Raw genomic sequence first — 13,396 nt, 5'->3', positions numbered from 1 at the left:
CCTTACAAATCAAACTATTTAAATCCCGCAACTAAATTGCCTACCAACAAATTAAACCCATCTACAAGCACAAAAATCAGTATCTTAAACGGAAGAGAAATCATCACAGGTGGCAACATCATCATACCCATCGCCATCAGAATCGAGCTCACCACCATATCAATCACCAAAAATGGCAGATAGAGCAAAAAGCCAATCTGAAAGGCTGTTTTAAGCTCACTAATCATAAAAGCTGGAATCAAAGTCGTGAGAGGAACATCATCGACGCTATTTGGATTTTCAAGTTTGCGAATACGATAAAACAATGCCAAATCTTTTTCTCTCGTATTGTGCATCATAAACTCTTTGAAAGGCTTCACTCCTTGTTCAAAAGCCACATCATAAGAGATTTTTTTGTCAATGTAGGGGGCAATCCCTGCATCATAAGCCTTTTTGGCTGTCGGCTCCATAATAAAAAAAGTCAGAATCAATGCCAAGCTCACAAGGATTTGTGTAGGTGGGCTTTGCTGCGTCCCAAGAGCCGTGCGTAAAAAGGCAAAAACAATTAAGATTCGCGTAAAGCTTGTCATCACAAGTATCAATGACGGAGCCAACACAAGCAAAGTCATCACGATGACAATGTTGAGAGTATTGACTAATTCTTTTGGTTCATTTGGTGCAGACAAAGAAAGATTGACGGTTGGCACGACAGGATCTGCCCCATACGCCAACAATACAAACATTGCTAAACCAATGATAATTTTTTTCAATTCTGTCCTCTATGTTGCAAAACTTAAGCAAGCATTATACATAAAAACACAAAGCTCATTGCACAAAGCTCGCAAGGCTCTGTTGCAAAGCCCCAAACGCTTCGACACCCCTCCACAATGTTGATTACCAATGCCTTAGACTCGATACGATTCTTTTGCTTGAGATTGGTTTGGCACAAGCATACTCTTGGGGATTCTAGAATCTCCCAGATTCTCTTTTTTGGCTTGACAAAGCACACTCTTTGGAGGATTCTTGATTTGTTTGCTAGTTTTTGAGATTGCTTTTGCAAAAGCACACTTTTTGATGATTCTAGAATCTGTGAGCTTTTCTTTGCAAGTTGGCTTGAGTGAAGCACACTCTTGGGGATTCTAGAATCTCCCAGATTCTCTTTTTTGGCTTGACAAAGCACACTCTTTGGAGGATTCTTGATTTGTTTGCTAGTTTTTGAGATTGCTTTTGCAAAAGCACACTTCTTAGTTTCCAAATCCCACTTTGCTTTTTTCTATAAGGGGGACAAGGGGGTTTATTGCGAGGCACCCCCCTTATCCCCCTTAAAATCCCCCAAACCCCTGCCCGCTTTTTGTGTGTTACCCACATTAGTTTGACTTTGTTTTGATTCTTTGGTGTTTCAGATTTGAATCTTGATTCTTAGAATCTTTGGAATCCCTATCAAAAACCCTAAAAAATATAAAACTCCACTATTTCAAAAAAGCAATGAAAACCGCTTCCAAAACCAACCTTGTAGAACCAAAAAAGGATTCCAAGTCAATGTAATCTTGAACAAGCCTTGCTAATGCAATGCTGGGGTTATGGGGGTTGTTAAGGGGGATAAGGGGAACGCTTGCTATAAGTTCCCCTTGCCCCCCCTTAAGAGAGATCCTAGGGGATTCTAGAATTGCATAAAGGGTGGTTTGCTCAAAGCAACTTGAAAAGAAAGAGAATTTAAGAGATTCTGGAATCACCAAAAGAACATAGCTCCCCAAGCCAAGATTCAAAAAGAAAGCTCTAAGAGATTCTAGAATCGCTAAAAAGCATAGTCTCAACAAACCAACTTCAAAAGAAAAACTCCAAGCTGTGCTTGAGAAATTGGGAAATGTGCTTTTTTCAAAGCAAACACCAAAAAGATAGAATCAGAAAGATTCAAGAATTGCCAAAGAGTATATCCCCCCTCAACTCCCCCAAGAAAACAATCAAGCCAATTTTAAAACAAGATTCAAATCAAATTCGCAAACTCAAAAGTAAGCGATTGCCAAACCAAGCTCCAAAAGAAAATCAAAGCATTGAACAACAAGATAATCTAGGAATACAAAATCTGTCTCATAGATTACAAAAGCTTGAAATGATTGTGAGGCACACACATTGCCTTGTAAGCTAGAATTTAGCCAAATATTGAGAGGTGGGGCATATAGTTTTTGAGAGTGGGGTGGTGTGAGCTATGACAAAGATCAAGGTGGGGCTGCAAGAGCTTTGTCTCAGACAGCAAAAGAAAGAATGTGGGAAACCTGCAAAGTGAATCTAGAGGGGGATAAAGTGGTATTTGGAAAAGAAAGAATGGGTTGTGGTGAAAATAAAATCAAATTTTTATATTTGTATTGGAAGTTTTGTTATATTTAAGAGACTTTATTTGAAAGGATTAAAATGAGCTATACACAGAGTGTCATACAGACAATGAGCGAGAAATACCCTCACCAAAAGTTTTTTCTTCAGGCATTGAGAGAAATTTTGGAAACTTTAGATGATGAGATTAAGCGCAATCCTATCTATGAGAAAAACGCGATTTTGGAGAGATTGGTTGTTCCTGAGAGAAGCATTGCGTTTCGTGTGCCTTGGGTGGATAAAGAGGGCAAAATACAAGTGAATCAAGCTTATCGCATCGAGTTTAATTCCGCATTGGGTCCATATAAAGGAGGCTTGAGATTCCACCCTAGTGTGAATGAAGATGTGATTAAGTTTTTGGGCTTTGAGCAGATTCTCAAAAACTCTTTGACGACTTTGAATATGGGTGGAGGAAAAGGTGGATCTGATTTTGATCCTAAGGGCAAAACTGATATTGAAGTGATGAATTTTTGCCAATCTTTTATGAGCGAGTTGTATCGTCATATCGGAGATCGCACTGATGTCCCTGCAGGTGATATTGGAGTGGGTGCAAGGGAGATCGGCTATCTTTTTGGACAATATAAACGCTTGAGCAATCGTTTTGATGGGGTTTTGACTGGTAAGGGGTTGAAATGGGGTGGCTCTTTGGCTAGAAAAGAAGCAACTGGTTATGGCAGTGTGTATTTTGCTCAAGCAATGCTTGAGGATAATGGTCAAAGCTTGGAGGGCAAAGTTTGTGCAGTTTCTGGAAGCGGCAATGTGGCAATTTATACGATTGAAAAACTCTATGCTTTGGGTGCAAAACCTGTCACTGCAAGTGATTCCAAAGGAATGGTTTATGAGGAGAATGGAATCAATCTTGAGTTGCTCAAGCAAATCAAAGAGGTAGAGAGACTAAGTCTAGAAGAGTATGCCAAGCGTTCTCCTAGTGCAAAATATACGCCTGTATCTCAGTATCCTCAAGGGAGAAATATGGTTTGGAGCATTCCTTGTTTTGCAGCCTTTCCTAGTGCCACACAAAACGAGCTTAATGCCGAAGATGCCAAAGTGTTGCTAGATAATGGTTGCAAATGTATCAGTGAGGGGGCTAATATGCCCTCGACTTTGGAAGCGACAAATCTTTTTATCGACGCACAAATCCACTATGCTCCTGCCAAAGCAGCAAATGCTGGAGGGGTGGCTACAAGTGGCTTGGAGATGAGCCAAAATGCAAGTATGAGCATTTGGACATTTGAAGAGGTTGATTCAAGATTGTCTGACATTATGAACAAAATTTATCGCAATGCCAAAGAAACGGCAAAAGAATTCAAGCAAGACAAAAACCTTGTGCTTGGGGCTAATGTGGCAGGTTTCAGAAAAGTTGCTCTTGCGATGATTGAGCAAGGGGTAGTTTGATCTATCGCTAAAAAAGGGTGGGGTTGAAAGGGGGTGTTTGGGGACTACATCCAATCTAAGAGCTTGGTAACTTCCTCAACAGCAAAACATTTGATGGGGGTTTGCATCGTGGGTTTTTTGGCGACAATGGCTTTGGTGAAGTTTTGATTTTCTAATTCTTTTAGTCGAATGTCTATATTGCTTGCTTGACGGATATCCCCTGTCAAACTCACTTCCCCCAAAAATGCTGTGCCTTGATTGAGCGGACGATTTTTGAAACTTGAGATAATGCTAGCAACTACGGCAAGATCGGCACTTGTTTCTGTGATCTTGATGCCACCTGAGACATTGATAAAGACATCATAGCGATTGAGAGGAATCTCTAGTTTTTTTTCTAGCAAGGCTAAAAGCATATTGAGGCGGTTGTTGTCAAAGCCTGTCGCAAGGCGTTTGGGTGCTCCAAAACTACTTTCGCTCACCAAAGCCTGAATCTCCAAGATTATGGCTCTAGAGCCCTCCAAAACCACAGTGATTGCACTCCCTGCCATCGGTTTTTTTTGCTCAAAAAACAGATGTGCAAACTCTTTGGCACTTGCTAGCCCATCTTCTTTCATCTGAAAAATCCCAACATCGCTTGTCGTGCCAAAGCGATTTTTGAAGCTCCTCAAGATTCTAAGCTCCTTGCTGGGATCGCCTTCAAAATACAGCACACAATCCACCATGTGCTCCAAAACTCTAGGACCTGCGATACTGCCCTCTTTGGTAATGTGTCCGATGATGAATATAGCCAGATTGTTTTCTTTGGCAATTCTCATTAGTGCGAAAGTGCTTTCTCTCACCTGTGAGACTGAACCTGGTGCAGAGGAGATGTTGGGAGAAAAAAGCGTCTGAATCGAATCAATTACGCAAATGTGGTATTGGAGCAAGTGTGCAAGAATGCTTTCAAGATTGATTTCGCTAAGGAGAAACAAATTGGGATTGAGGCAGTTTAGACGCATAGAGCGTAGTTTGATTTGCCCTAAACTTTCTTCGCCACTCACATAGAGAACCTTTTTGTCTTGTGAGGCAAGATTGGAGGCGATTTTCAAAAGCAAAGTCGATTTGCCTACTCCGGGATTGCCTCCGATAAGATACAAGCCTCCAGGCACAATCCCACCCCCCAAAACAATGTCAAATTCTTTTTCAAATGAGGAAAATTTTTCAAAATGTTCAACTTCCACTTGCGTGATGGGGATTGCCACAGAAGTGGTTGTATTGTCTTTGAGTGCTTGAATTTGAGCTGGATTTAATTCGATGAAGCTCTCCCAAGTATTGCAATTTGGGCATTTGCCTAGCCATTTTGGAGATTGGAAGCCACAATGTTGGCATTCAAATAGATGTTTTTTCTTTGACATTGTTATGCCTTGATGAAAATGCTATCAAGGAGCATTTGGACATACTCTTCTTCATCAAATGCCACAAGATCATCTTCTTTTTCGCCCATTCCAAGATACACAATGGGAAGCTTGAGTTCATAAATCATACTCAAAATCGCACCGCCCTTGCTTGTCCCATCAAGTTTTGTCACGATGATTCCATCTAGATCAAGAATTTGATGAAAGATTTTTGCCTGATTGATTGCAGAACTTCCTTGTGTCCCATCAAGAACAAGAATCTTGTGGAATTCTTGCCCATTGAGAGCCTTTTGGCAAACTTTGGCGATTTTGATGAGCTCATTTTTGAGATTGGTTTGATTGTGGAGGCGTCCAGCCGTATCGATGATAATCTCATCATATCCTCTTGCAATACCTGCCTTAATGCAATCAAAAGCAATCGAGCTTGGATCGTGCCCAAGTTGCGAGCTAATCACTTCAATATCCAAGCGATTCCCCCAAAGTTTGATTTGCTCAATCGCAGCAGCCCTAAAGGTATCACCCGCACCTAGCAAAACACGCTTGTTCTCTTTTTTTGCCTTTTTTGCAAGTTTGGCGATGGTTGTCGTTTTCCCTGCACCATTCACCCCAAGGATCAAAGTCACATTGGGCGATGCGTTGAGGGGGTGGTATTGGATTTTGTCATAATAGCTTTCTGAACGAAAAAAGCGAAAAAGTGCAACTTCAAGTGCCTCTCGCGTAACCTCTTGAGGCAGGTTGTCCAATATCATTTCCACCAAAGCATAATCAATATCGCTTTGGATTAATGCTTCTTCTAGGATTTCTTTTGCGATCTTTTCTTTTTTGATTCCAATGGTCTGGGTGATGCCATCGGTGGTTTTTTTGAATAATTCTTTTAAGCCTTTAAACATCAATTTGCTCCATTTTCCAAAATTTGATTGAGATCAAAGCCAATCATTTCCTCAGGCACAAGCCCTTCATATTCCATTACCTTTTGCAATTTGGCATTATATAAAACTAGAAGGGGGGTATTGGTTTTTTGTTGGAATGTTTGCAAAAAATCCTTGCCATCGGTGGAGTAGTAAAAATCAAAGGGCAGATTGTATTTTTTTTGCAGAGTGATGGCTTCCTCTCGCAGTTGGGTGGATTGTATGGAGGGGTTTTGCAAATCATAGATGATGGGGATAAAATTGATTTTGTCTTTGTATTCCTCAAAAATTCTGATTGTGTGCTCAATGCCATTGAAACATTCTGTGCAAGAAGCGCGTATCAAAAACAGCAAAACAGGTTTATGGTTGTTGGGCAACTCTAGGGTGTTGTGGTTTTGGATTAATTTGAGTTTGTCGCCGTTTGTATTTTGGAAATAAAAATGGTTTTTGGCGGATTGAAAATCGCAACCAGTGATGAAAAAGACTAGCAAAACAATAAGATAGGGCATTGGATACTCCTTGTGATTGGGATTTGTATTATACCAACTTCCTATGTTGGTGTGATAGTGGGAGGTGTATTGACTTTGGGGATTCAAATTGCGTTTTGAAGTGTTGGTTTGGCTTGGGGAAATGCGTCTTTAGATGATTCTAGAATCTCTTAGAGCTTTCTTTTTGAATCTTGGCTTGGGGAGCTATGTTCTTTTGGTGATTCCAGAATCTCTTAAATTCTCTTTCTTTTCAAGTTAGCTTGAGCAAAGCACCCTTTATACAATTCTAGAATCCCCTAGGATCTCTCTTAAGGGGGGGCAAGGGGAACTTATAGCAAGCGTTCCCCTTATCCCCCTTAACAACCCCCATAACCCCAGCATTGCATTAGCAAGGCTCGTTCAAGATTACATTGACTTGGAATCCTTTTGGGTTCTACAAGGTTGGTTTGGTCAGCAGTTGTTTATGCTTATATTGAAATAGTGAGGGTTAATATTTCTTAGAGTTTTTTAAAAGATTGCAAAGAGATTCTAAGAATCCAAAGAATCAAGAATCAAAAATGTTTTCACAAAGATTCTAAAGATTCTAAGAAATAAATACAAAAACTAGATTCAATTCAAATCAAAAACATAAGAATCTAGAATCTAGATTCAAATCAATAAATCTAGAATCAAAAAAACAAACCTAAAACACCAAAGAATCAAAACAAAGTCAAATTAATGTGGGTAACACACAAAAAGCGGGCAGGGGTTTGGGGGATTTTAAGGGGGATAAGGGGGGTGCCTCGCAATAAACCCCCTTGTCCCCCTTAAGAGAGAAAGCACTTTAAGATTCAATTATTAGAAAGCGTGCTTGTGCAAAAGTAATCTCGAGCAAGATTTCATCAAATTTGAAAAACCAAGAATCCGTGCTTCATTCAAACTAAGATTCAACAACAAAAAATCACCAAAAGAGCATAGCCCCTCAAGCCAACTTGCAAAGAAAGCCTCAAAGATTCCAGAATCCCCCAAAAGTATGTTTCTGCAAAACTAACCCAAAAAGAAAGCTTTAAGCCAACTTTGAATCACTCCAAAGTCGTGTTTCATTCAAGCCAACCCCAAAAAAGAAACCAAGAGATTCTAGAATTAGCAAACAAGCGTTATTCTACGAAAGCATATTTTGATATTTCAAACTTGGTTTGTTCTTTCTTTTGAAGTTGGTTTGGACAAAAGGGTGATTTTGTGTGTTTCTAAAATCTCTCAGTTTCTCTTTTTTGGGATTACTTTGGCAAAAACCACGCTTCTTGGCTTTTTATGTTTGACTAAAACTCCCAAATCCGTGCTTCACTCAAACCAAGATTCAACAACCAAAGAATCCCCTCAAGAGTATAGAGCCTCTCAAGCCAATTTCAAAAGGAAACCCTTAGAGATTCTAGAATCCCCCAAAGAGTATAGCCTCCTCCCATTCAACTTTTCCAACCATCTTGAGCCTAAAGTTTTCAAACCATTAAGCCATAACAAGACACAGAAATAAGAATTCATAAAAACAATCAACATAAAAGCAAAAAGATTAAAAAAGAAAGAATTGAAGTAAATCCCAACCCTGCATCGACCTACATTCCCACACTTGAAAAGTGCAGTATCATCAGCGATGAGGAGCTTAACTTCCAGGTTCGGAATGGAGCTGGGTGTGACCTCCTCTCTATAGACACAGGGAAAAGGGAATAGAAGATAAAAGCTTATCCTCTATTCCCTTTTCTAAGGGGATTATAACACATTGTTTCAAGCCTTGAAGCCAAAAGCTTCTTTGTAATAAGTCTATACACTCAATAAGGCAGTGATGCTCAAACATTACAAGAGCTTATCTAAATAAATAAGCCAAACGGTCTATTAGTATTGGTCAGCTAAATGTATTACTACACTTACACATCCAACCTATCAAGCAAGTAGTCTTCTTGCGACCTTCAGGGAAAGTTTATCTTAGAGTTGGCTTCCCGCTTAGATGCTTTCAGCGGTTATCACATCCGTGCGTAGCTACCCAGCGATGCCCTTGGCAGAACAACTGGTACACTAGTGGCACGTCCATCCCGGTCCTCTCGTACTAGGGACAGCTCTCCTCAACTTTCCTACGCCCACGGCAGATAGGGACCGAACTGTCTCACGACGTTCTGAACCCAGCTCGCGTACCGCTTTAAATGGCGAACAGCCATACCCTTGGGACCTGCTCCAGCCCCAGGATGCGATGAGCCGACATCGAGGTGCCAAACCTCCCCGTCGATGTGAGCTCTTGGGGGAGATCAGCCTGTTATCCCCGGGGTACCTTTTATCCTTTGAGCGATGACCCTTCCACACAGAATCACCGGATCACTATGACCGACTTTCGTCTCTGCTTGACTTGTTTGTCTTACAGTCAGGCTGGCTTATGCCATTACACTCAACTTGCGATTTCCAACCGCAATGAGCCAACCTTTGCAAGCCTCCGTTACTTTTTAGGAGGCGACCGCCCCAGTCAAACTACCCACCAGACATTGTCCTGCTTATGGATAACATAAGCCAGTTAGCAGACAGAAACATTAAGGGTGGTATCTCAAGGATGGCTCCATCTCCACCGGAGTGAAGATTTCAAAGCCTCCCACCTATCCTGCGCATAATGCTCCCATCGGCAGTGTCAAGCTGTAGTAAAGGTCCACGGGGTCTTTCCGTCTTGCCGCGGGTAGGAGGAATTTTCACCTCCACTACAATTTCACTGAATCCCTGGTTGAGACAGCTCCCATCTCGTTACGCCATTCATGCAGGTCGGTATTTAACCGACAAGGAATTTCGCTACCTTAGGACCGTTATAGTTACGGCCGCCGTTTACTCGGGCTTCAATTCAAAGCTTCACCTTGCGGCTGACTAATCCTCTTAACCTTCGAGCACCGGGCAGGCGTCACACCTTATACTTCCTCTTACGAGTTTGCAAAGTGCTGTGTTTTTGGTAAACAGTCGGGAGGGACTCTTTGCTGAGACCACATTGCTGTGGCACACCTTATCGCGAACTTACGGTGCTAGTTTGCAGAGTTCCTTAACCAGAGTTCTTTCACGCGCCTTAGAATACTCATCTCATCTACCTGTGTCGGTTTGCGGTACGGGCAACATTAGCTAAACTTAGAAGCTTTTCTTGGCACGACGGTATCAGTGATTCTCTCTTCCATCCGAAGACTTCAAAGAGCCTGTCAGGTTTGTGATACAGGAGCGGATTTGCCAATCTCCCAACTTACACCTTTCGACCAACTATTCCATCAGTTGGCTCACCTAACCCTATGCGTCCCTCCATCGCACACTAATGTTGGTATAGGAATATTAACCTATTTGCCATCGCCTACCCCTTTCGGACTCGGCTTAGGACCCGACTAACCCTACGATGACGAGCATCGCGTAGGAAACCTTAGACTTACGGCGAATATGATTCTCACATATTTTATCGCTACTCATTCCTGCATGCTCACTTCGCATCGCTCCAGCACTCCTTACCGGTATACCTTCAACGCTGATACGAACGCTCTTCTACCACTTGCACACAAGGTGCAAATCTACAACTTCGGTGTCTATCTTAGCCCCGTTATATTTTCTGCGCAAAATCACTAGACCAGTGAGCTGTTACGCTTTCTTTAAAGGATGGCTGCTTCTAAGCCAACCTCCTGGTTGTCTGAGTAACTTCACATCATTTTCCACTTAGAATAGAACTTGGGGACCTTAGTTGGTAGTCTGGGTTGTTCCCCTCTTGACGATTGATTTTATCACCCACCGCCTGACTCCCAAGATAGGGTAATAGGTATTCGAAGTTTGACAGGGTTTGGTACCGCGGTGAGCAGCCCTAGCCCAATCAGAGCTCTACCCCCTATTACTATTACTTGAGGCTATACCTAAATATATTTCGAAGAGAACCAGCTATCACTGAGTTTGTTTGGCCTTTCACCCCTATCCACAGCTCATCCCAACCCGTTTCAATGGGTACGAGTTCAGTCCTCCATAAGCTATTACACTTACTTCAACTTGGCCATGGATAGATCACTCAGCTTCGGGTCTGCAGCATCTGACTAAACGCCCTTTCAGACTCGCTTTCGCTACGGCTTCGCGTTTGCTTAACCTCGCCAGATACCACAACTCGCAGGATCATTATGCAAAAGGCAGTCCGTCACCCTGATAAATCATAGGGCTCCGAATGATTGTAGGCAGATGGTTTCAGGTTCTATTTCACTCCGCTCACTGCGGTTCTTTTCACCTTTCCCTCACGGTACTTGTGCACTATCGGTCAAAGAGTAGTATTTAGGGTTGGAGAGTGGTCTCCCCGGCTTCAGCCCGGATTTCTCGTGTCCTGGCCTACTCTGGATCCTGCTACCTAGCAATCACTTTTCATATACGGGGCTATCACCCTCTGTGGCTAACTTTTCCAAGTTATTCTACTAAATGATTGCAGTGGATATTGCAGTCCTCAACCCCAAGTGCAAGCACTTGGTTTGCCCTCTTCCCCGTTCGCTCGCCGCTACTAAGAGAATCTCTATTGATTTCTTTTCCTCTAGGTACTGAGATGTTTCACTTCCCTAGGTTCGCTCCATTTAAGGTAATACATATCTCTATGTATTGGGTTGCCCCATTCGGAAATCTACGGATCAAAGCTTCTTGACAGCTCCCCGTAGCTTATCGCAGTCTAGTACGTCCTTCATCGCCTCTCTTTGCCAAGGCATCCACCATCTGCCCTTAAAAGCTTATTTATTGCTTTTAAAGTATTGATAAAACTGCTTGTAATGAATGATTCTAAGTCATCACTGCCTTATTGAATGTATTGCTACACTCTTTTAAAGCAGAGTTATTGTAGTCTTATTACTATAGGCTATTAACAATGATAAATCAAATAACGCTTAGACAAAAGTCTAATCTAAACCTTTGATAAAGACTTAGATTAGACTTTGAAATCTTGGTGGAGAATAGCGGGATCGAACCGCTGACCTCCTGCGTGCAAAGCAGGCGCTCTCCCAGCTGAGCTAATTCCCCTTATGGTGGGCTTAGGAGGACTCGAACCTCCGACCTCACCCTTATCAGGGGTGCGCTCTAACCACCTGAGCTATAAGCCCCAATGCACCAAAGATAAATAATCTCTGAAAACTAAGCAAAAGAAGTCAAGTTGAAGCAAAGCAAATGAATGCTTGCTTATCTCTCTTGAAAGGAGGTGATCCAACCGCAGGTTCACCTACGGTTACCTTGTTACGACTTCACCCCAGTCGCTGCATCCGCCGTGGACGGTAGCCAGTTTAGCATCCCGGCTTAAGGCGAATACAACTCCCATGGTGTGACGGGCGGTGAGTACAAGACCCGGGAACGTATTCACCGTGACATGGCTGATTCACGATTACTAGCGATTCCAGCTTCATGTAGTCGAGTTGCAGACTACAATCCGAACTGAGAGATGTTTTTGAGATTTGCTCCACCTCGCGGTATTGCGTCTCTTTGTGCATCCCATTGTAGCACGTGTGTAGCCCTAGGCGTAAGGGCCATGATGACTTGACGTCGTCCTCACCTTCCTCCTCCTTACGAAGGCAGTCTCCTTAGAGTGCTCAGCCGAACTGCTAGCAACTAAGGACGAGGGTTGCGCTCGTTGCGGGACTTAACCCAACATCTCACGACACGAGCTGACGACAGCCGTGCAGCACCTGTTTTCAAGCTCCACAGAAGTGGCACTCCGCTATCTCTAGCAGATTCTATCAATGTCAAGCCTAGGTAAGGTTCTTCGCGTATCTTCGAATTAAACCACATGCTCCACCGCTTGTGCGGGTCCCCGTCTATTCCTTTGAGTTTTAATCTTGCGACCGTACTCCCCAGGCGGAATGCTTAATGCGTTAGCTGCATTACTGCCCTGACAAGCAGGGCAACAACTAGCATTCATCGTTTAGGGCGTGGACTACCAGGGTATCTAATCCTGTTTGCTCCCCACGCTTTCGCGCATCAGCGTCAGTTATGTTCCAGCAGGTCGCCTTCGCAATGAGTATTCCTCTTGATCTCTACGGATTTTACCCCTACACCAAGAATTCCACCTACCTCTCCCATACTCTAGAAAAGTAGTTTCAAATGCAGTTCTATAGTTAAGCCATAGGATTTCACATCTGACTTACTTTCCCGCCTACGCGCTCTTTACGCCCAGTGATTCCGAGTAACGCTTGCACCCTCCGTATTACCGCGGCTGCTGGCACGGAGTTAGCCGGTGCTTATTCGTTAGATACCGTCATAATCTTCTCTAACAAAAGGAGTTTACAATCCTAAAACCTTCATCCTCCACGCGGCGTTGCTGCTTCAGGCTTTCGCCCATTGAGCAATATTCCCTACTGCTGCCTCCCGTAGGAGTCTGGACCGTGTCTCAGTTCCAGTGTGTCCGTTCACCCTCTCAGGCCGGATACCCGTCATAGCCTTGGTGAGCCATTACCTCACCAACAAGCTGATAGGACATAGGCTGATCCTTTAGCGAAAAACTTTCCCCCGTAGGGAGTATCCAGTATTAATCACCGTTTCCAGTGGCTATCCTAGACTAAAGGGCACATAACCTATGCATTACTCACCCGTGCGCCACTAATCCACTTCTAGCAAGCTAGAAGCTTCATCGTTCGACTTGCATGTATTAGGCACGCCGCCAGCGTTCACTCTGAGCCAGGATCAAACTCTCCATAAAAAATGGAAGTTTGAGCCAAAGAATGAATCAGTGGCTAAACTCTCCATAAAAGTGTTTGTCCCAAAACTCTGTGTATCACAAGTTATAACTTCAATATAGAAAAATCTATACGGGTTATAAGAGTTGTAATGACATCAGAATATTAAGTCTTATTTTTTAAAGTCTTTGTTTGACTTGTAAAGGTTAATACTTAACATTCTTTTGCTTAGT

Annotated in this window: 6 protein-coding genes, 2 tRNA genes and 3 rRNA genes; 1 reads left to right on the top strand and 10 read right to left on the bottom strand. The window is 42.8% G+C overall.

The annotated features are described in order from the left end of the window. Window positions 1-14: 14 nt before the first annotated feature. Together fliP and BBW65_RS05285 are read right to left on the bottom strand one after the other, a co-directional pair. Entirely contained in the window at window positions 15-722 is a 708-nt protein-coding gene (gene fliP / locus BBW65_RS05290) for a flagellar type III secretion system pore protein FliP (protein ID WP_066341834.1), read from the bottom strand. 50 nt (window positions 723-772) lie between these two features. Next, window positions 773-1,234: a hypothetical protein gene (locus BBW65_RS05285; RefSeq protein WP_066340705.1), complete on the bottom strand. Its 462-nt coding sequence runs from the start codon at window positions 1,232-1,234 to the stop codon at window positions 773-775. A gap of 1,154 nt (window positions 1,235-2,388) precedes the next feature. Here BBW65_RS05285 and gdhA point away from each other — a divergent pair. Beyond that, window positions 2,389-3,741 carry an NADP-specific glutamate dehydrogenase gene (gene gdhA, locus BBW65_RS05265; protein WP_066340693.1) on the top strand — a complete coding sequence of 451 codons (1,353 nt, stop codon included), beginning with the start codon at window positions 2,389-2,391 and terminating at the stop codon, window positions 3,739-3,741. 44 nt (window positions 3,742-3,785) lie between these two features. On the opposite strand, the gene radA is transcribed toward gdhA, so the two are convergent. The 8 genes from radA to BBW65_RS05215 all read right to left on the bottom strand — a co-directional run bounded on the left by radA (window position 3,786) and on the right by BBW65_RS05215 (window position 13,186). Beyond that, the gene (gene radA, locus BBW65_RS05260; RefSeq protein WP_066340692.1) at window positions 3,786-5,114 is read right to left on the bottom strand and encodes a DNA repair protein RadA; all 1,329 of its coding nucleotides are present in this window, start codon (window positions 5,112-5,114) and stop codon (window positions 3,786-3,788) included. Window positions 5,115-5,116: 2 nt separating this feature from the next. Continuing rightward, entirely contained in the window at window positions 5,117-6,004 is an 888-nt protein-coding gene (gene ftsY / locus BBW65_RS05255) for a signal recognition particle-docking protein FtsY (RefSeq protein ID WP_066340691.1), read from the bottom strand. Then, a complete protein-coding gene (locus BBW65_RS05250) occupies window positions 6,004-6,531 on the bottom strand; it encodes a hypothetical protein (protein WP_066340690.1) in 528 nt (175 codons plus the stop codon). The genes ftsY and BBW65_RS05250 overlap by 1 nt, the downstream gene beginning before the upstream one ends. Before the next feature lie 1,555 nt (window positions 6,532-8,086). Continuing rightward, a 5S ribosomal RNA gene (rrf, locus tag BBW65_RS05235) occupies window positions 8,087-8,202 on the bottom strand. 153 nt (window positions 8,203-8,355) lie between these two features. Continuing rightward, window positions 8,356-11,240, bottom strand: a 23S ribosomal RNA gene (locus tag BBW65_RS05230). Between the two features lie 204 nt (window positions 11,241-11,444). After that, window positions 11,445-11,520: transfer RNA gene (locus tag BBW65_RS05225), tRNA-Ala, on the bottom strand. Window positions 11,521-11,523: 3 nt separating this feature from the next. Next, window positions 11,524-11,600 (bottom strand) — tRNA-Ile (locus tag BBW65_RS05220). A gap of 88 nt (window positions 11,601-11,688) precedes the next feature. Beyond that, window positions 11,689-13,186 (bottom strand): 16S ribosomal RNA (locus BBW65_RS05215). The 16S, 23S and 5S rRNA genes sit together here with 2 tRNA genes alongside, the layout of an rRNA operon. Between the last annotated feature and the right edge of the window lie 210 nt (window positions 13,187-13,396).

Source organism: Helicobacter enhydrae (assembly GCF_001693335.1).
In the GTDB taxonomy this organism is placed as follows: domain Bacteria; phylum Campylobacterota; class Campylobacteria; order Campylobacterales; family Helicobacteraceae; genus Helicobacter_G; species Helicobacter_G enhydrae.
This window is presented reverse-complemented; position numbering and strand designations above follow the sequence as displayed.